At 61.1% G+C, this 19,723-nt stretch carries 17 protein-coding genes and 2 riboswitches; of the genes, 11 read left to right on the top strand and 6 right to left on the bottom strand.

Features of this window, described 5'->3' with window-relative positions:
- Positions 1–33: 33 nt before the first annotated feature.
- The 3 genes from I5961_RS15295 to cobW are packed head-to-tail and all read right to left on the bottom strand — an operon-like array spanning position 34 to position 5,981.
- On the bottom strand, positions 34–1,047 hold the full coding sequence (locus I5961_RS15295) for an ATP-binding protein (RefSeq protein WP_227232738.1): 1,014 nt from the start codon (positions 1,045–1,047) through the stop codon (positions 34–36).
- A gap of 8 nt (positions 1,048–1,055) precedes the next feature.
- On the bottom strand, positions 1,056–4,904 hold the full coding sequence (gene cobN / locus I5961_RS15300; protein ID WP_227232739.1) for a cobaltochelatase subunit CobN: 3,849 nt from the start codon (positions 4,902–4,904) through the stop codon (positions 1,056–1,058).
- 3 nt (positions 4,905–4,907) lie between these two features.
- Positions 4,908–5,981, bottom strand: a complete 1,074-nt coding sequence (gene cobW, locus I5961_RS15305; protein WP_085695937.1) for a cobalamin biosynthesis protein CobW — start codon at positions 5,979–5,981, stop codon at positions 4,908–4,910.
- Positions 5,982–6,079: 98 nt separating this feature from the next.
- Positions 6,080–6,290, bottom strand: a riboswitch (cobalamin riboswitch).
- Positions 6,291–6,637: 347 nt separating this feature from the next.
- Between cobW and I5961_RS15310 the strand changes: the two genes are divergently transcribed.
- From I5961_RS15310 to cobM, 11 genes are all read left to right on the top strand, one after another.
- On the top strand, positions 6,638–7,390 hold the full coding sequence (locus I5961_RS15310) for a 2OG-Fe dioxygenase family protein (protein WP_227232740.1): 753 nt from the start codon (positions 6,638–6,640) through the stop codon (positions 7,388–7,390).
- Positions 7,390–8,670: a hypothetical protein gene (locus I5961_RS15315; RefSeq protein ID WP_227232741.1), complete on the top strand. Its 1,281-nt coding sequence runs from the start codon at positions 7,390–7,392 to the stop codon at positions 8,668–8,670. The genes I5961_RS15310 and I5961_RS15315 overlap by 1 nt, the downstream gene beginning before the upstream one ends.
- Positions 8,667–10,064: an ATP-grasp domain-containing protein gene (locus I5961_RS15320; RefSeq protein WP_227232742.1), complete on the top strand. Its 1,398-nt coding sequence runs from the start codon at positions 8,667–8,669 to the stop codon at positions 10,062–10,064. The genes I5961_RS15315 and I5961_RS15320 overlap by 4 nt, the downstream gene beginning before the upstream one ends.
- Positions 9,968–11,086, top strand: coding sequence for an ATP-grasp domain-containing protein (locus I5961_RS15325; RefSeq protein ID WP_227232743.1), 1,119 nt, complete (start codon positions 9,968–9,970; stop codon positions 11,084–11,086). The genes I5961_RS15320 and I5961_RS15325 overlap by 97 nt, the downstream gene beginning before the upstream one ends.
- Positions 11,083–12,000 carry a sugar phosphate isomerase/epimerase family protein gene (locus I5961_RS15330; RefSeq protein ID WP_227232744.1) on the top strand — a complete coding sequence of 306 codons (918 nt, stop codon included), beginning with the start codon at positions 11,083–11,085 and terminating at the stop codon, positions 11,998–12,000. The genes I5961_RS15325 and I5961_RS15330 overlap by 4 nt, the downstream gene beginning before the upstream one ends.
- Entirely contained in the window at positions 11,990–12,688 is a 699-nt protein-coding gene (locus I5961_RS15335) for an AzlC family ABC transporter permease (RefSeq protein ID WP_227232745.1), read from the top strand. The genes I5961_RS15330 and I5961_RS15335 overlap by 11 nt, the downstream gene beginning before the upstream one ends.
- Positions 12,675–13,001 carry a hypothetical protein gene (locus tag I5961_RS15340; RefSeq protein WP_227232746.1) on the top strand — a complete coding sequence of 109 codons (327 nt, stop codon included), beginning with the start codon at positions 12,675–12,677 and terminating at the stop codon, positions 12,999–13,001. Before I5961_RS15335 ends, I5961_RS15340 begins: the two co-directional genes overlap by 14 nt.
- Before the next feature lie 36 nt (positions 13,002–13,037).
- Positions 13,038–13,259: riboswitch (cobalamin riboswitch) on the top strand.
- Between the two features lie 121 nt (positions 13,260–13,380).
- Positions 13,381–13,578: a CbtB domain-containing protein gene (locus I5961_RS15345; protein ID WP_007959524.1), complete on the top strand. Its 198-nt coding sequence runs from the start codon at positions 13,381–13,383 to the stop codon at positions 13,576–13,578.
- Between the two features lie 11 nt (positions 13,579–13,589).
- Positions 13,590–14,291: a CbtA family protein gene (locus I5961_RS15350; protein ID WP_085695930.1), complete on the top strand. Its 702-nt coding sequence runs from the start codon at positions 13,590–13,592 to the stop codon at positions 14,289–14,291.
- Positions 14,288–14,701 (top strand): cobalamin biosynthesis protein, encoded by a 414-nt coding sequence (locus tag I5961_RS15355; RefSeq protein WP_085695929.1) that lies wholly within the window; start codon positions 14,288–14,290, stop codon positions 14,699–14,701. The genes I5961_RS15350 and I5961_RS15355 overlap by 4 nt, the downstream gene beginning before the upstream one ends.
- Before the next feature lie 90 nt (positions 14,702–14,791).
- Positions 14,792–15,538 carry a precorrin-4 C(11)-methyltransferase gene (gene cobM, locus I5961_RS15360; protein ID WP_227232747.1) on the top strand — a complete coding sequence of 249 codons (747 nt, stop codon included), beginning with the start codon at positions 14,792–14,794 and terminating at the stop codon, positions 15,536–15,538.
- 114 nt (positions 15,539–15,652) lie between these two features.
- Here cobM and nfuA read toward each other — a convergent pair whose 3' ends face one another.
- From nfuA to I5961_RS15375, 3 genes are all read right to left on the bottom strand, one after another.
- Positions 15,653–16,237 carry a Fe-S biogenesis protein NfuA gene (nfuA, locus tag I5961_RS15365; protein WP_007959519.1) on the bottom strand — a complete coding sequence of 195 codons (585 nt, stop codon included), beginning with the start codon at positions 16,235–16,237 and terminating at the stop codon, positions 15,653–15,655.
- 91 nt (positions 16,238–16,328) lie between these two features.
- Positions 16,329–17,330 (bottom strand): acyltransferase family protein, encoded by a 1,002-nt coding sequence (locus I5961_RS15370; protein WP_227232748.1) that lies wholly within the window; start codon positions 17,328–17,330, stop codon positions 16,329–16,331.
- A 59-nt stretch (positions 17,331–17,389) separates the two neighbouring features.
- The gene (locus I5961_RS15375; protein ID WP_227232749.1) at positions 17,390–19,684 is read right to left on the bottom strand and encodes a fatty acid cis/trans isomerase; all 2,295 of its coding nucleotides are present in this window, start codon (positions 19,682–19,684) and stop codon (positions 17,390–17,392) included.
- Positions 19,685–19,723 lie beyond the last annotated feature (39 nt).

The raw sequence follows: 19,723 nt of genomic DNA on the forward strand, positions 1-19,723 counted from the left end.
CATTCGCCCCCGCGTCAGATCGGGGGCGAATGCCTAAGGCTTTTTTTGTAGGTGTGGCGGCCAGGTCGGGACTTCACGGCGGGCACCGGTTGCGAGGGCCGGAGCCGGCATTTCGCCCCACTGGCCCTGCCCTTCGCCCAGCTCGGCGTCAGTGCCGGACGGCGATTGCGCCGGTGGCGGCGGACTCGCCACAGACTGCTCGCGACGCCGGTGACGCAAGGCAAACTCAGCCACGGCATCGATATCCTGCTCGGCAATGGCTTCGGCACCGCGCCACGCCGCATGTGCCCTCGCGGCACGCAACCAGACCAGATCGGCGCGCAAACCGTCGACGCCTGCGGCGAAGCAGCGCTCGGTGATCTGCGCCAGCGCCGCGTCATCCAGCGCAATAGCCGGTAAAACCTTGCGGGCGTTCTCGCAGCGCTGACGCAGAACCTGCTGCTCAGCCTCCCACTGCGAACAAAACGCTTGCGGATCGCTATCGAAATCCAGTCGACGACGAATGATCTGAGCCCGCTCGTTCGGCGCAGTGTGGCCACTCAGCGCAACGTTCAGACCGAAGCGGTCCAGCAATTGCGGACGCAACTCACCCTCTTCCGGGTTCATCGTGCCGATCAACACAAACTTCGCCGAATGCCGATGGGAAATGCCATCACGCTCGATCAGGTTGGTGCCGCTGGCGGCGACATCAAGCAGCAGATCCACCAAATGGTCCGGCAGCAGATTCACTTCATCAACATACAACACGCCGCCATCGGCCTTGGCCAATACGCCGGGAGAAAACTGCGCACGACCATCGCTCAACGCCGCATCCAGATCCAGCGTGCCGACCAGTCGCTCTTCGGTGGCGCCCAACGGCAAGGTGACAAACTGACCACTGGCCAACAGATCCGCCAGACCCCGGGCGAGCGTGGACTTTGCCATGCCGCGCGGGCCTTCAATCAGCACGCCGCCGATCTTTGGATCGATGGCCGTCAGGTACAGCGCCAGTTTCAGGTCATCGGCGCCGACCACGGCGCAGAGCGGAAAATGCGGGGTGTCGGTCATGTTCAGTCTCAGCTCTCTTCTTCTATATCCAGCAGCAGGTTTTCCAGGGCCTCTTTGTAGGCGCCCGGCTCCTGCCACATCCCGCGCTGCTGCGCTTCGAGCATGCGTTCGGTCATGTCGCGCAAGGCGTGGGGATTATGCTCGCGCACGAACTCGCGGGTCGCAGGGTCCAGCAAATACGCATCGGCCAGCAAGGCGTACTGGTGATCCTCGATCAACTGCGTGGTGGCGTCGAAGGCAAAAAGATTATCGACCGTCGCCGCCAGTTCGAACGCGCCTTTATAGCCGTGGCGCTTGACCCCGTCGATCCATTTCGGATTCGCCGCCCGGGAACGGATCACCCGGTTCAGCTCTTCTTTCAGGGTGCGAATCTTCGGCAGATCCGGCTGACTGTGATCGCCGTGATAACTGGCCGCCGCTTCACCGCGCAGGCTTTCCACGGCAGCGAGCATGCCGCCCTGAAACTGGTAATAGTCGTTGGAATCGAGCAGGTCATGCTCGCGGTTGTCCTGGTTTTGCAGCACGGCCTGTACCTGGCTCAGACGCTGGACGAACTGTTCGCGGGCGGCGGTGCCTTCGTCAGAACCGCCGTAAGCGTAGGCGCCCCAGCTCAGGTAGACCTCGGCCAGATCCTCGCGGGTTTGCCAGAGGCGACCATCGATGGCGCCCTGCACACCCGCGCCATAAGCACCGGGTTTGGCACCGAAAATCCGCCAGCCAGCCTGACGACGCGCAGCGTCCTCATCCAGACCCGACTGCCGCAACGCCTCGCGCTCGGCACGCACTTTGGCGGCCAACGGGTTGAGATCGTCCGGTTCGTCCAGTTCCGCCACGGCTTGAACGGCGGCGTCGAACAGGCGGATCAGGTTGGCGAACGCGTCGCGGAAAAATCCGGAGACCCGCAGCGTGACATCGACCCGAGGCCGGTCGAGCAGGCTCAGCGGCAGAATCTCGAAATCATCGACTCGCTGACTACCCGTGGCCCAAACCGGTCGCACGCCCATCAGCGCCATGGCCTGGGCGATGTCATCGCCGCCAGTGCGCATGGTGGCGGTACCCCAGACCGACAGGCCGAGTTGGCGCAGGTGGTCGCCGTGATCCTGAAGGTGTCGTTCGAGAATCAGGGTTGCCGACTGGAAACCGATTCGCCACGCAGTGGTGGTCGGCAGGTTGCGCACGTCCACCGAATAGAAATTGCGCCCGGTCGGCAGCACATCAAGACGACCGCGACTCGGCGCACCACTCGGGCCGGCCGGGACGAAACGGCCGCTCAGGGCGTCGAGCAAACCTCGCATTTCGGCCGGACCGCAGGCATCGAGGCGTGGGGCAACGACTTCACGAAGATGGTCGATGATTACGCCGACTTCAGACCAGTGAGGACCCTGTGGGAGCGAGCTTGCTCGCGATTGCGGTGTGTCAGTCCCAGAAGTGTTGGCAGACAAGACGCCTTCGCGTGCAAGCTCGCTCCCACAGGAATCGCTCACAGCGTGCGTGATCAACTCCGTTGCGAACAGCTCAAGGCGTTCGCGGGTATCCCCCGCCGTGCGCCAGACTTCATCGCTCAGCGATTGCAGCTCCATCGGACGCGGGCCAGTCCAGGGTTCGGCCAACGCGCAATGCAGCGGATCAAACCCCAACTGAAACGCCTTGGCCAACGCCCGCAACAGACTCGATTGCGACCCTTTGCCATCGCCACGCGGAATCCGCAGCAACGCGAGCAAGGTATCGATACGCAAACGTCCGGTCGGCGACTCGCCAAAAATGTGCAGCCCATCGCGGATCTGCGATTCCTTCAAGTCACACAGATACGTATCCAGACGCGGCAGCCAGATCGCCGCATCGGCATCGCTGTCGAGGGCTTCGTCGAGTTGCAGTTCGCGGTCAATCTGCGTGTCACGCACCAGTTGCAGAATGTCGCGCTGCAACTCACGGGCGCGGCGAGGGTCCAGCAGTTGGGCTTCGTAATACTCGTCGGCCAACAGCTCCAGATTGCGCAACGGACCGTAGGTTTCAGCGCGGGTCAGCGGCGGCATCAAATGGTCGATGATCACCGCCTGGGTGCGACGTTTGGCCTGGGCGCCTTCGCCCGGATCGTTGACGATGAACGGATAGATGTTCGGCAGCGGCCCGAGCAGCGCGTCCGGCCAGCAGTTCTCCGACAGGCCGACGCCTTTGCCGGGCAGCCATTCGAGATTGCCGTGCTTGCCGACGTGAATCACGCCGTGGGCGCCGTAGGTCTGGCGCAGCCAGAAATAGAACGCGAGGTACGCGTGCGGCGGCACCAGATCCGGGTCGTGATACACCGCGCTCGGATCGACCTGATAACCCCGTGCCGGCTGAATGCCGACGAAAGTCAGACCAAAACGCAGGCCGGCGATCATCATCCGCCCGTCGCGGCACATCGGATCGTTCTGCGGCGAACCCCAACGCTCCAGCACCGCCGCGCGATTGGCTTCAGGCAGCGCGTTGAACATCGCCAGATAATCGTTCATCGCCAGGCTTTGCTGGCATGGACGCTGATCGAGGGTGTCAAGGTCATTACTGACGCCGCCAAGCAATTGCCGGATCAGTTCAGTGCCGCTTTCCGGCAGTTCAGCCGGCAGCGGATAACCCTCGACCTGCAACGCGCGCAGGATATTCAGCGCGGCGGCCGGCGTGTCGAGGCCGACGCCGTTGCCGATGCGCCCGTCCCGGGTCGGGTAGTTGGCGAGGATCAGGGCGATGCGTTTTTCAGCGTTCGGCACCCGCGCCAGATCAACCCAGCGGCGCGCCAGTTCGGCCACAAAATCCATGCGCTCGGGCTGTGCCCGATAACACACCACATCGGACTGACTGCGCTCGCTGCGCCACGCCAGGTCCTTGAAGCTGATCGGCCGACTGATGATCCGGCCGTCGAGCTCCGGCAAGGCAATGTGCATCGCCAGGTCCCGCGGTCCAAGGCCCTGCTCGCTCTCGCGCCAACCGGGTTCATTGTCCTGGGCGCAGATCGCCTGGATCACCGGAATGTTTCGACGGAATGGCCGCAGATGCGGCGCTTCGGGACTGGACTGAGCGAAACCGGTGGTGTTCAGGATCACCGAAGCGTCAACCTCATCCAGCCAGTCCTCGACCACCGAGAGGCAGCCGGGTTCTTTCAGACTGGCCACGGCGATCGGCAGCGGATTGAGTCCGGCCGCCTGAAGCCGTTGGCAGAACACGTCGATAAACGCCGTGTTCGCCGCTTGCAAATGCGAGCGATAAAACAGCACCGCCGCTACCGGATGACCGGGCCGCCAATCGGCTTGCCAGTCACTCAGTGCGGCGGTGTTTTTGTTCGGGTGGTAAATCGCCGTGCGCGGCAGCGTCTGCGGCTCGCCCCACACGTAATCCCGCGCCAGCCAGCGGTTGGCCAGACAGCGGAAGAAGTCCAGCGCATTGCCCATGCCGCCCTGACGCAAGAATTGCCAGAGTCGGTCACGATCTTCGGCACCGACGGTGCTCAGGTCACTGAGCTCCGGGTCGGGCCGGTCATCGCCCGGCACCAGAATCACCTGCACACCACGCTCGGACAACTCCACCAGCCGCTCGACGCCATAACGCCAATAAGCGATGCCGCCGTGCAGCGAGATCAGAATCACCTTGGCGTGGCGCAGCACCTCATCGACGTACAGGTCAACCGACGCATGGTTCTGCACCTGCATCGGGTTGGCCAGGCGTACGCTCGGGTAATCCTCGGGCAGTTGCTGCGCCGCTTCGGCGAGCAGCGCGAGGCTGGAATCGCCGCTGCACAGGATCACCAGCTCGGCGGGGGTTTGTCCAAGGTCGGCAATGTTGTCGTCCGACACGAAACCGCCGGGCTGAGTCCTGAGCAGGTGCATGGTTTAAACGCTGAGCGCGGCGCGCAGTTGCGCTTCGAGCTGGGCAGCGTCCAGTTCCTGACCGATCAATACCAGACGGGTGATACGCGCTTCATCGGCGCTCCACTGGCGGTCGAAGTGCTTGTCAAAACGCGTGCCCACGCCCTGAATCAGCAGACGCATCGGCTTGTTCGGGATGGCCGCGAAACCTTTGACCCGCAGGATGCCGTGCTGGACCACCAGTTGCGTCAGCGCATCGAGCAGCAGGCTTTCGTCGGCTTGCGGCAGTTCGATGGAGATCGAGTCGAAGGCGTCGTGATCGTGGTCATCGTGATCGTCATCGCCTTCACCGTGGTGGTGATCGTGGTGGCTGTGGCGGCTGTCGATGTGTTCTTCGGAACCGGCGCCCAGGCCGATCAGCACGTCCAGCGGCAGACGGCCGTTGCTGGCTTCGATGATTTTTACTGCTGGCGGCAGTTCTTCGGCGACTTCCACACGTACGCGCGCGAGGTCTTCAGGGCTGGTCTGGTCGGCCTTGTTGAGGATGACGAGGTCGGCGCTGGCCAGTTGATCGGCGAACAGTTCGTGCAGCGGGGATTCGTGATCCAGGTTCGGATCGAGTTTGCGCTGGGCGTCGACCTGATCCGGAAACGCGGCGAAGGTGCCGGCGGCCACGGCCGGGCTGTCGACCACGGTGATCACCGCGTCCACGGTGCAGGCGCTGCGGATTTCCGGCCACTGGAAGGCTTGTACCAGCGGCTTTGGCAGAGCCAGACCCGAGGTTTCGATCAGGATATGGTCGAGGTCGCCGCGACGGGCCACCAGTTCACGCATCACCGGGAAGAACTCTTCCTGAACCGTGCAGCACAGGCAACCGTTGGCCAGTTCGTAGACGCGGCCGGTGGCTTCTTCTTCGGTGCAGCCGATAGTGCATTGCTTGAGGATTTCACCGTCGATGCCCAACTCGCCAAACTCGTTGACGATCACCGCGATGCGGCGGCCCTGGGCGTTGTCGAGCATGTGCCGCAGCAAGGTGGTTTTGCCCGAGCCGAGGAAGCCAGTGACGATGGTGACGGGAAGTTTGGCCAGTGTTTTCATCGGATGCCCTTTGGCAAGGTGGCGGGCATACGGGACGAGACCGGCAACGCGGGTGCGTGCCTGGAGAATTCGCCACCGGATCACCCCGCCCGGTTGAAAGTGAGAATCTGTGACGAGGCAGGTCTCCTGGCTGACGGTGTTCGGGCCTTGGCCCGGTATTCGCTGCGCCTTCCCGCTGGCTCTGGATTGAGTTGGCAGTGGCGTGGCAGCGAACAGCACCGTTCACAGTTGCGGGGGCAGCCGCGGCTTGGACCGCGTTCCCTTCTTAGCTTCGGCGTGGGCCGAAGAACCTCGAAAGCGCAAGGCTACGCATGCGCGCAAGGCGGGTCAACGTCTGCGGCAATTTCGTTATATGGACATCGTTCTTTAATATATTGATCGAAAACAGTTCTCAGTTAAAAAATTAGTTGTAGGTTATCTCTTACATATCATCTAGCCACCAACTATCCCATCACGACGCTCGACCTTGAAATAGAGCGCTCGAACTCTCAAATTACATATCTTTACAAAAACCGAATTGATAAATTAAAACAAGATATGAAACATGAAGATTCAAAAGGACGCTGCACTCTACAAGAAAGGAATTCTTGCATGCCTGATTACTATCAGTATTCAACGCTTTTTATTCCTGCCCATCCTGCTTACGCGCCTGCAATATGAGCGCCGACAATGCATTGCGGCAATCTGATGGCACCGTATTGCAGGAACTGTCCCAACTACTGCGTAATTGCCACTACGCGCACAGTTACCAATATCCGGCGGTCCAGGTCGGGTTGTTGGGTCACGATGTGTCTCAGGCGTTCAACGCGACCTGGGAGCATTTGCACCCCGATACCTACCTGAGCGTGGAGAACGGCATACGCCAACGGCGCATCTGCAAGTTCGAATATCGCCAACGTGAGCGCCAGTGGACACCGCTGCAAGACTGCCATTTCTTTCAAGCCCAGGCTCACAACCCGCTGCTGGGCGGCGTCCAGCGCACCTACAGCCGCAGCGAGTCAACGTTTATCGAGTCTCCGGTCCTGCAAACCGTGCTCGCTGCTGACCTGGCGCTGATGGATCTGGCAGTCGGCCCGCGCGACTGGCTGGTGACCTGTCACCAGTTCCGCATCCTTTGCGACCGGCGTAATGCCGGCCTCGCCACACCCGAGGGCCGCCATCGCGATGGACACGATTTTGTCTTTCAACATCTGATTCAACGCCAGGACGTCATCGGCGGTGAAAGTCGGATATTCAATGAAAGTGGCGACTGTGTATTCAAGGCAACTTTGACGGATTACATGGAAACAGCCGTATTGAATGACCGAATACTTCTGCACGAAGTTTCCCCACTGCAAACATCAAGCATTAATTCGAATCGCGGCAGCCGCGACATGTTGATAATCGATTTCGACCTGGCGGACTACTAATGAACTCTTTGACGCATGCACTTTCAGCCAGCCCACCCGGCGCACATGACTTTATTATTGAGCAATTCCAACAAGCCTGTGCTCGACGAGTTTCAACGTTGTCGTTGACCGCCAACGAAAACATATTGTCCGAGACGGCGCGCACGCTCGGACAGAACCGTTTTTACGAGCGTTATTTATTCAACGCGCAAGCCATCGACGGTCAACGCTATGCCGCCCAATTCAATGGCATGCACGTTGAGCACTTCCCGGAAGTCGAAGCCTTGAAGACGCTGGCGACCCAGGCTGTGCAGGCAATGTTCAACGCTCCATTCGTCGAGTACCGGGTGCTGTCCGGCGTGCACTGTACGTTGAGCGTGCTGAGCGCGCTGACCGAGCCGGGCGATACCATTCTGTCGCTTGCGCCGGAAAGCGGCGGGCATTTTGCGACCGGGCCACTGGTGCAGAAAATCGGCAGGCGCAGCGCATTTTTCACGCTGACGGCGGACGGACAGGTCGATCTCGAAGCTGTCGATCAGACACTTCAGGCACTCGGTACAGCGCCGGCAGCCGTGCTGTTCGATCACGGCCTGACCACTCGGGCAATCGCAATCGAGCCATTGCGTACGTTGCTGAACCGCCGCGGGTTGGAGCGGACACTGATTATTTACGATGCGTCGCACACCCTGGGCCTGATCGCCGGACAGGCCTTTCCCAACCCGCTTGACGAAGGCGCGGATATTCTTCAAGGCAATACCCACAAATCCCTGGCAGGCCCGCACCGGGCACTGATCGTCTGCCGAAGCGCCGACCTGGCCTGGCGAATCGAACAGACGCTCAGCAGCGGTCTGGTCTCTTCGCCCAACCTGCCCGGCCTGCTGCAATTGTTTGTCACCCTGGTGGAAACCCGGCACTACGGACAGGCCTATGCCCAGCGCATGTGCGCCAACACCCGCCAACTACATGATGCCCTGAAAGGCTTGCCGGGCTGGACGCTACACCCCACCGACACGCACTTGCTCTTGCTTGAAGGCCCCCTGGCGCGGCAAGCGGCGCAGGAACTCAATGAACTGGGCATCCGGGTCAACAACAAACAAGTCCATGGACGCGATTGCCTGCGCTTCGGCCTTCAGGAAATCACTCGCCTGGGGATCAGCAGCGAGGACCTGGATGCCTTGGCCCACATAATCCGCAATGTCTTGAGCGGCGGTGCGAACGGCGTGGATCGGATCCGTCTGTCGCACATTTGCCAGCGCCTGAACCGAATCCATTACAGCTTCGACCCGGAGGTTTGCCGATGAAAGCAAGCGCCTGCCTGATCATAGGCAACATCCGCGAAGGTGAGTACGAAGGCCTGATTGCCGAGGGCATTACTCCGCTGTTGATCGCCGACAGCCGTAAAACCAGCAAGATCGCTGACGCGACAAGAATTTCGCCAGTGGCACAGTACGATTTTTCCAGAGGGCTGACGGCGGATCTGATCGGATTGACGCAACGTCTGCTCGATGAACACGGGTTCACCAGCGTGCTGAATTTCCGCGAAGGCTATGTTGCTGTCACAGCCCGCCTGTGCGCGGCGCTGCCAACACTGGCTCACTTGCATCAAAACGTGGAAAACACGCTGGACAAGGCGTTGCAGCGCCAACACTTCCAGCAGTCGGACAACCCTGACCTGCACGTGCCGTCCCGCGAAGTACGAATCGACGACCTGCTGGCACACTCCGATGAACTGCCCTACCCGTTTATTCTGAAACCCGCGAACCTCTACAGCAGCCTGTTCGTTCGTTGCATCCACACTCACCACGATCTGCTCGACTATGCTCGCCACGAATGGCCGGCGCTGCAGCGTTATGTGGCCGGTAAAAGCCGCGAAACCGAGCAGTTGCTGTTGGAGGAGTTCCTCCAGGGCTCCAACCACTCCATCGACTGCGCAATCGCTGCGGATGGTTCGATCCACAGTTTTCCGATTGTCGACGTGATTGCCGGTGTCGATATCGGGCGTGGTGACTTCCACCATTTCGCCCGCTACACGCCATCGCTGCTGGAACCCGATGCCGGCCTGAAAGAACGCTGCCACCGACTGGCCCATGACGCCGTCAACGCACTGGGACTCAGAGGCACGTTTGCCCATGTCGAGTTCATTCTCACCGCCAGCGGACCGAAGATTCTCGAAGTCGGCGCGCGCCCCGGCGGCAGCCGGATTCACGTGATTCGCCAAGCCTGGGGCTTGCACCTGGACGTCTGCTACCACCGGACACTGTCCGCTGAAATGCAGCCTCTTTCCGGCCGCCCCCCGTTGCGTTCGGCATTGCCACACCGTTCGCCCGCACCGACCGGTTCTATGACGGACTGCACCACGCCGAGCGCATCGAACGCCTTGCGGGATTCCAGCGCCGGTATGCCTATGTCAAGCCGGGCGATGCCATCGGACCGGTCAGCAACGGTTTCCAGAACTACCTGTACATCGAGTTCAAGCAACCCGATACCGCCAGCCTGCGCGAATCCTTGCTGGCCGTCGCCGACATCGATGTCTACGGCGAAGTCCCCGTCGCGACGAGCATCCGTCACATTCTGCTCATCGGCGGCCGCGATTCGGGAATGGACTGGGATACACAAAGGCAGTTTCGCTTTACCCTCGTCCAACAGCCTGGTGACCTGTCTGACTATCAGCGCAAGCACGCAACACCGGTACTGACGCCGGACATCGCAGAACTGGACGCTTACAGCGAAACCATCGAGCGACTGCACCGTCAGCACCCGTTCGATGCCGTGGTGTCATTTTCGGAACTGGGCCTGTTGCCGGCATCCCGGCTGGGCGAACAACTGGGCATCGCCCACAACAGCCTGGGCAGTGTCGAAGTCAGCCGCGACAAGCTGCTGTTTCGTCAATTGTTGCAAGGCAGCCGCTACGAATTGCCGGCCGCCGCCGTCAACAGTCGCGAGGAGGTTCGTGCCTTCGTGCTCCGTCACGGCCCGGCCATTGTCAAACCCGTCAACGGCTCCGGCAGCCAAGGCGTCTACGCCATCGACCGGCCAGAGGATGTCGCGCAACTGCCGCTTGAGGGCTGCAATCTGATCGAGGCCTTCGCCACCGGCGAGGAATACAGTGTCGAATCCTTGAGTCTGGATGGCCGGCACCAGATTCTCGGCATCACCCGCAAACACACCAGCGGTGCGCCGGGGTATGTCGAAACCGGCCACGACTTTCCCGCCGGGCTCGATGATGACAGCCGCGTGCAAATCGAAGAAGCCGTGCTGTGGCTGCTCGAACGCATGGGCAACCGCTGGGGCCCGGCTCACACCGAGATCAAGCTCGACGGTTCACGCCTGCACTTCATCGAGACCCAGACTCGCTTCGGCGGCGACCAGATATGGGAAATGGTCTGGAAAACCACCGGCGTGCATCTGGCGGCCAGCACCATCGCCGCAATGACGGGCTCTGCACTGCCGGAAATCGAGAAACCCTACGTGAAAATGGCGATTCGCTACATTGAAGCGGACCACACCACCGACCCGAAACCGCTGCAGGGGCGTCTGCTGCAACAGCCGTTTGCGCTGCGCGCGATCCTCAACCATGACAAGTTCGGCCGGCCCATCCGCCGCTCTGCAGACCGTCACGGCTACGTGCTGCTGGGCTGTAGCGACGCGGACGACCAGGCAGCCTTCAACGCTGCGATTTCCCACCCACGGTTCACTACCCAAGGACAGGCGCAATGACCACGAATGAAACGCTGTACCGTATCGATGGCCCGATCAGCCAGGATTTTCCGCTGATCTCCTTCTCCACCAATGTCTACGACAACCCGGCGGATATCTTCGGCTCAATCACCGATCTGGCCCGACATTTCAAGGCCGTGGAGTTCGAAATCGGCGAAGACGCCGAACAGGTCTTCTGGTCACTCAGCGCCGAGGAACGTGTCAATCTGGCCCGGCAGATCCGCCGTTTCACTGAGCACAATGGCATCACCCTGACCGTGCATGCCGGCTGGTGGGGACGCCAGTACAACCTGTGCTCCCCGGATCTGGCCGAACGCGCCCAGGCGGTCGACTGCCTGAGCGCCGCCGTGGATTTTTCCCGTGAGGCGGGTGCCACCAGTGTCACCTTCCACCCCGGCTATAAGGATCAGCTGGAAAATGCCGAGTTGCTGGACAACCTGATCAACGCGATCAATCAGGTCAGAACACGCTGCAACACCGATGGCATTGCCCTGTGCCTGGAAAACATGGGCGGACAGCGACCGAAATTTCCGGTATTCACGGTCGAGGAACACCTGCGCTTCCACCAGGAAACCGGATGCTTCGTGACCATCGACGTGACGCACCTGTGTTCGCTGCTGCCGTATGGCGAAAGCCTGTTCGAAGCCATCGCCGGTCTGGCGCCGATCACTCGGCACCTGCACATTGCCGATCTCAACGATACGCACCACCAGCATCTGCCGATCGGCGAAGGCAACCTGCGCCTGAGCGACGTGCTCAATCGTTTCGCGGTCAACGGCTATCGCGGGGTCGCGGTGGTGGAAGAGTTCATTCCGCGCTTCTCCACCGAGTACTACCTGGAGAAGGCCCTGGCCTACAAGAAAGGGGTCGAGGAACTGCTCGCCGGCACGCGGCAAAGCACCCATGCCGGTTGATTCCGCGCTGGCAAAAACGGCGTCGCACAACGAGATTGCGACCGGCATTCGCGATGCGCTGCCGTTCGTGTTCTCGCTGTTGCTGACTTTCACCCTGATCGGCATGCTCGGGCGCCGCCATGGCCTGGACATGCCGGCCATGGTGGTGTTCAGCGGCACGGTGATGGCCTCGCCATTGCAACTGACGCTGCTGGAAACGCCCGCGCATCTGCTGAACGCCTTTGGTGTGCTGGTCTCTGCGCTGAGCATCAACCTGCGCTTTCTGGTTTTCACGCTGAGCCTGAAATCCAGCCTTGAAGGGCCGATCAAGGCGTTCGTTCCGGCGCTGGCGGTGATGGCCAATGCTGCATTCACGCTTATGTCGATCCGCAAGGAACAGCAGCCGATCAGTCGAGCGTACGCCAACACCGTGTGCTTTTTGCTGTATGCCGCCGCCCTGCTCGGCACCATCGCCGGCTATTGCTTTGCGAGCCTGGCCGACAACGCCGTGATGGATCACGTCAGCGTGGTGATCGCCGTCTTCATCAGCGCCTCGCTTGGCAAGATGGCCCGCGAGCGTCACAGCTTCCACGCGCAATGGATCGCCGGCCTGGCCACCGCCGCCAGCTTGCTTTGGCTGGGCGAAGTGAGCCTGCTGCTGGTCCTGGCAGTCACAGTCCTGACGAGTTATGTCTATGACCGAACCTAGTACTTTCTGGTTGTATGTGCTGATCTGCGCACTGGTGTCCGCGATTTGCCGGCTGCTGCCGCTGGCGGTCTATGTCGAGCGGCTGTCCGGCGGTGCCCGCAGCTTCATCGGTCGCCTTGGCAAGTACACGTCGGTGGCGATGCTGGTCAGCCTGCTGGCGGGGTCACTCCTTCCGCTGACCAAGCAGCACGCCGCTGCAATGCAGTGGATTGTGCCGGTAACGCTGGCCTGGCTGCTGAGCCTGACGCCAATCAAGTCCTATTACGCGTTTCTGATCGCCTTGGCGGTGTACGTGGCACTCGCGACGCTTTAGCGCCGTCGATTGACGCGAATCCCCCGCCCATGGTCTCCTACACAACTTGTTACGGGTGCCCTTCACAGGGTGAAACGGGAAACCGGTGAATCATGTGCTTTACTCTAAAGCCATGTCAGTCCGGTGCTGCCCCCGCAACGGTAAGCGAGCGAAGCGTCAGATCCACTGTGCCGATGGCATGGGAAGGTGACGCTTGCAGGTCGGCCTGACGCCAGCCCCTCGTGAGCCCGGAGACCGGCCCGCAACACACAGTGCGCATCCTGCGTTACTGAACATAACAAACCCGCGGTGGGCGGGCGCTGTTCGAACCTCTGCGTGCCTGACTCGCAGGGATTTTCATGCGCTCTGTTCACCCGCTGACACTCCAGAGGGAAGCGCCATGTCGATCATCAGCAGCACCGGCAGCAATTCGGACAAGATCTCCAGCACCACTACCCTGAGCCAACGCCTGACCGCCGCCGTCTGCGCGTCGATCCTGGGTGCGTGCCTCGTGTATTTCGCCGGTTTCTCGCACATCGAAGCGGTACACAACGCCGCCCACGATACCCGTCACAGCGCCGCGTTCCCGTGCCACTGAGACCTGACGACATGATCAAGCGTATTGCGCAGACCGCAGGTTTCACCGGCCTTCTGGCCGCCCTGCTCCTGACGTTGCTGCAAAGCTTCTGGGTTTCGCCACTGATTCTGCAGGCCGAAACCTTCGAGAAAGCCGAACCGGTGGTCGAGGTTCACGAACACGCCGCCGGCACCGCCGCCCACACTCACGATGCCGAAGCCTGGGAGCCGGAGGACGGCTGGCAGCGTGTGCTGTCCACAACCGGCGGCAATCTGGTGGTTGCCGTGGGCTTTGCCCTGATGCTGGCGGGTTTGTACACCCTGCGGGCGCCGACCAAAACTTCCCAAGGCCTGCTCTGGGGCCTGGCCGGTTACGCGACCTTCGTGCTCGCCCCGACCATGGGTCTGCCGCCCGAGCTGCCCGGCACCGCCGCTGCCGACCTGGCCTCGCGTCAGATGTGGTGGATCGGCACTGCCGCCTCCACCGCTGTCGGTCTGGCCTTGATCGCGTTCAGCCGCAGCTGGCTGATGAAGATCCTCGGCGTAGCGATCCTTGCCGTGCCGCATGTGATCGGCGCGCCACAACCGCAAGTGCATTCGATGCTCGCACCGGAAGCTCTGGAAGCGCAGTTCAAAATCGCTTCGCAGTTGACCAACGTCGCGTTCTGGCTGGCCCTGGGCCTGATCAGCGCCTGGTTGTTCCGCCGCAAAAGCGAAGGCCAGTACCACGCATGACCGATGACAGCGCAGCGCCGACCTTCGTGGTCGGCCTGGGCTGCCAGCGCGGCTGCCCGGCCAGCACGCTGCGCGCATTGCTTGATCAGGCGCTACAGGCGCATCGAATTGATCTTGAGAAGGTCAAGGCGCTGGCCAGCATCGACCTCAAGCGCGATGAACCCGGCCTGCAGGAACTCGCCGCACAACTGGCGCTGCCGTTGCTGTATTTCAGCAGCGAAGAGCTGGCCTGTTATCAGCAACGCTTGAGTCATCATTCACAAATCGCCTTCGAACGCACCGGTTGCTACGGCGTGGCGGAAAGTGCCGCCCTGGCACTCGCCGAACAGTTGATCAGTGGCCCGGCAAAACTGCTGATTTCCCGGCAAAAGTACGCGCAGGCAACTCTGGCATTGGCCGGCGCTGCGTAAATTCCCGATAATTCCTGCTTTCGATCATGAGCATTCTTCATCTGAAGGGCTTGTGAAGCACTGCACTGCCCTTTTCTACAGGATCCAGCGATGACCGTTTACTTCATCGGCGCCGGCCCCGGCGACCCGGAATTGATCACCGTCAAAGGCCAGCGGCTGATCCGCAGTTGCCCGGTGATCATCTACGCAGGTTCGCTGGTGCCGACGGCGGTGCTGGAGGGTCATTGCGCTGAAACCGTGGTCAACAGCGCCGAGCTGCACCTGGAACAGATCATCGACCTGATCAAGACCGCCCACGCCAGGGGCCAGGACGTCGCACGAGTACATTCGGGCGATCCGAGTCTGTATGGCGCCATTGGCGAGCAGATCCGTTATTTGCGCGAGCTGGATATTCCGTTCGAGATCATTCCCGGCGTGACCGCCACGGCTGCGTGCGCCGCGCTGCTGGGCGCTGAACTGACCCTGCCGGACATCTCACAAAGCGTGATTCTGACCCGTTACGCGGACAAGACAGCGATGCCCGCCGGTGAAGAACTCGGCAATCTGGCGCAGCACGGGGCGACCATGGCGATTCATCTGGGGGTCAATCATCTGGAGAAGATTCTGGCTGAGTTGCTCCCGCATTACGGCGCGGACTGCCCGATCGCGGTGATTCACCGGGCGACGTGGCCGGATCAGGATTGGGTGGTGGGGACGCTGGAGGACATTGTCGCGAAGGTGGCGGCGAAGGGGTTTCGGCGTACGGCGTTGATTCTGGTTGGGCGGGTTTTGGGTAGCGATCACTTTGGTGAGTCATCGCTGTATCGCGCGGGGCATGCGCACCTTTATCGACCATGAATGCGACGCGGAGCGTCCCGGGCTGCATTCCAACGCAGAGCGTGGGAACGATCAAATTTCACGCAAAAAAAACGGCGCTCACGGGGCGCCGTTTTTCATGCCGCAGCGAACGCCTTAGTAGTAGGCGTTTTCTTTCTGCGTGTGGTCGGTCACGTCGCGAACGCCCTTGAGCTCCGGAATGCGCTCGAGCAAGGTGCGCTCGATGCCTTCCTTCAGGGTCACGTCCGCCTGGCCGCAGCCTTGGCAACCGCCGCCGAACTGCAATACGGCAATGCCGTCTTCAACCACATCGATCAGGCTGACCTGACCGCCGTGGCTCGCCAGCCCCGGGTTGATTTCGGTTTGCAGGTAGTAGTTGATGCGCTCGTTGATCGGGCTGTCGGCGTTGACCATCGGGACTTTGGCGTTTGGCGCCTTGATGGTCAGCTGGCCGCCCATGCGGTCGGTGGCGTAGTCGACGACGGCATCATCGAGAAACGCTTCGCTGAACGAGTCAATGTAAGCAGTGAAGCTTTTCAGCCCCAGCGCCGTGTCTTCAGGTTTTTCTTCGCCCGGCTTGCAGTAGGCAATACACGTTTCGGCGTATTGGGTGCCAGGCTGGGTGATGAAAACGCGGATGCCGATGCCCGGAGTGTTCTGCTTGGAGAGCAGATCGGCCAGGTAATCATGGGCGGCGTCGGTAATGGTAATAGCGGTCATGGAGACTCCTCGCAGGCTTGAGGCGGAGTTTACGCCAATCGGCGCGCGGCACAAAGTCCTAGTATTTACGTAGGAATAGTTCGCAAATCGGCTAAGCGCCACGTTCGCCGTCGATCCGAGCTTTAAGCCACTGATAACTGCGCTTTTCCACCCATTCGTAGCTCAGCCACGAACCGATTCCGATGGCCAGTGCGCAGGCGCCAAACATCAAATACGGGTTGATCCCATAGCGCCGGGCCAGATACCCGCCGGCCGACAGCACCAGCACGTGCATCAGGTACACCGAGTACGAACAGTCGCCCAGCAATTTGAGCAACCTGTTGCGCTCGACATGTCGCTCCAGCGCAATGCTGGCCATGACCAGCACGGCACTGGGCACGCCCCAGTTGAGCAATCGGGGTTCCGGTGGCAGGTGATAGATCGCCAGCAACGCCGCGCCGATCCCCAGTAACGGCAGCCAGAGCGCCGGCCCGATCCAGCCGCGGCGGTAAAGCATGCCGAGGCCGATCCCCAGCAGGAACTCATAAACGATGTCCGAGCGATAAAACTCGCTGACCCAGCCAAACCCGGTCCAGGCCTGGCACACCGCAAACAGCAGCGCCGCGACCACCAGCAAGCGCACTTGCAGCCGGAACAACAGCGCCCAGGCGAACAACACGTAGAACAGCATTTCGTAATTCAGGGTCCAGCCGACGTTCAGGGTCGGGTAGATCCCGTAGCCACCGGGGTTTTCGGTCGGGATAAACAGCAGCGACAACAGCAAATGGCTCCAGTCCACTGTCTGATCCGGCAGCAATGGCCGGGCGAACACCACCAGCAACGCCATCAGAACGGTGTAGAGCCAATACGCCGGCACAATCCGAAACAGTCGATACAGTAGAAACCGCGTCGGCGGCAACGCCTTGCCTTCGGTGGACAGGAAAATCACCAGCCCGCTGATCACGAAAAAGATATCGACGCCCACCGCGCCCTTGTCGATGAACAGCTGCCCTATCGGCCCGCGCGCCTTGAAGTCGAAGAAAATCTGCATGAAGTGATGGCAGACCACTGCCCACGCGGCCAGCCCGCGCAGGGCCTGCACTGAAATCAACATCGATGGCGCTCCCGATTCCGTACATCACAGGATTGGGACAACCGCCATCGTTCAAACGATCAAAGATTCTCGTACCGGTTCATATCCAGCACGCCCTCTTCCACCGGCTCGGTCTCGTGGATGTACTGGCTCAAGTCGTGGAAATAGAACCAGAACTGCGGATGACTGCGGCGGATGCCCCAACGTTCGACGATCTTCTCGAATTGCGGCGCATCCTTCGCGTTTTCCATGGCATCGACAAACGCCGCCACCTGATCAGCCGGGATGTTGAACATGAAGTTCGGGTAGCTGCTGAGCACACCCGGATAGATCGTCAGCGTGTCCAGCCCCGGTTGATAGCGCAGCGATTCACCGAGCAGGAACGCCACGTTGCTGTGGGCGCGGTTGCGCATAAGGCTGTAGACCTCGCGTTTGCCGCTGCGGGTTTCAACCCGAAGCATGGTCGCTTCCGGCAATTGATCGATCACTTTCAAGCCAGCCGCCGGGCGTGAAGTCAGGCGGCTCAGCGCCTGTTCGGCGTTTTGCAGGGCCGGGTCGATGTTCGGACGCGAGCAATAGGCGTCTGCGCAGCGGTTGATCGGATCCGGATGCGCGTTGAGGTCGCCATAGCGCGCCAGCAATTGCATGGCGAAATCGTGTTTCGGGTCTTTCTCGTCGAGCTTCAGCGCGGTCGGCTTGTCGTCATCGATGGCTTCGTAATCGAGCCACATCTTGAACTGGCCGCTGCTCTGGTACCAATCGTCGAGGTAGCCCTCGCGAGAATCGGCGGGCATCAGACGCAGGAAGTTCTGCTCGGCGCCGTTGCGGATCAGGTCGAAATACAAGCGGGTTTGCGCCTGATGGGAGACGTTGCCGAACACATCGAAATTCACCGCCAACTGGTAATAGGTGCGCTCCAGCAGCGGATAGTCGAACAGCCACATCGTCTGCGGCACTTCGCCGATCAGGCCCTTGGTCACCGAGGCGCTGTCGAAGTGACGGAAGATGCTGAGCAAGGCGTTGTCGTTGCCGGCCCACAGGGTCGACCAGCTCGGTGCCGGCAGGTCGGCGTAGCTGTCACGGCGCAGGGCTTCGTATTTGTTTCGCTTGTTGCGGTAGTTGTGCCACAGGCTCAGCACGCTGCCGACATCGTCGTTCTGCCCCGGCATGGCCAGCAACGGCGTGGCCTGGCCGCGATAGTTCGGGTCGGTGATGTACAGGTCGTGTTCCGGCGCCTGGAACAGCGCCCAGAAGTTGTCGCGGATCACGTCGGTTGCGATCTGCCCGCGGCATACCGGCCCGCGAATGAATGTACGCACGAAGTATTCGGCGTTATCGAGCATGAACTGATAGCGCGCCTGCGCCGGAATCGCCTCAAAGGTCGCGAACGGGTTGGCCCGGCTCTGCGGTCCGTAGCCCGGCAAGGCATTGACCTGCCAGTGGCCGTTGTAGAACAGGCTTTTGACCCGCGCCATCTTCGCCGCGCTCAGCGGATAAGTGATGTGGGTCTTGTGCACGATCACGCCCTGCACCGGCCACAGGCGGTAGTAAACCTGGGTACCCGGATCGTCGTTCGGGCGACGCGTGGCAATCAGATCGATCGGCTTCCCCGTCGGTGTGCGCGAACGCACCCACTGGAAGTAATGCCCCGGCTCGCCGTCCTTGAAATAGATATGCGCCAGGAACCAGTGCTCGAACAGCCAGCGCCCGACCAGGCTTTCCCGCGCGCCGGGCTGGTTGAGCAGGTTTTCCCACTGAACGATCTGCAACGCCTCTTTGGCGCTCGGCGCCAGGCCTTGCTCATCGATCGGCGCACCGGACGCCAACCAACGTTGCAACGTCTGATATTGCTGATCGGTCAGGCCGGTCACCGCCAGCGGCATGCCCTCTTTCGGATGGGCGCTGGCATAACCGTCGAACTCGGCGGGCATCGCGCACAGGTTCTCGCGATTGAGCCCCAGCACGATGTCTTCCGGCAGTTTGGCGTTGGGCGTCAGCGGCGTTTTGTGCCCCAGCTCCAGCATGCGCGCCATCAGCGCGGCCTGACTGCCTTGAGCATCGAGTACGGAATAGAAATCTTTCTGCTGCCAGGCACGTTTGCCAAAGGCGTCATAGAACAGCCGCGTGGTCGGTGCCGCCTGGGTGCGTTCGCCATCATAGACCGGCATCTTGCTCGCACCACGGGCAGCGCCCTCGCCGCTGCCCAGATTGAGCTGGCAGGCGGAGTCGTAGCACGCATGGCAGGCCACGCACTTCTCGGTGAAGATCGGCTGGATATCGCGAGTGTAAGAAATAGCGGGAGAAACGGCAGGACTTTGCGCCGCCGCGCCAAAGCTTAAAAACAGCAATGCAATGCTGATGACGCGGTACGACATGTCCCTGATCCTGATCCAGAAGAAAAACGCCGCGATTCT

It is taken from the genome of Pseudomonas sp. IAC-BECa141, assembly GCF_020544405.1.
Lineage (GTDB): Bacteria > Pseudomonadota > Gammaproteobacteria > Pseudomonadales > Pseudomonadaceae > Aquipseudomonas.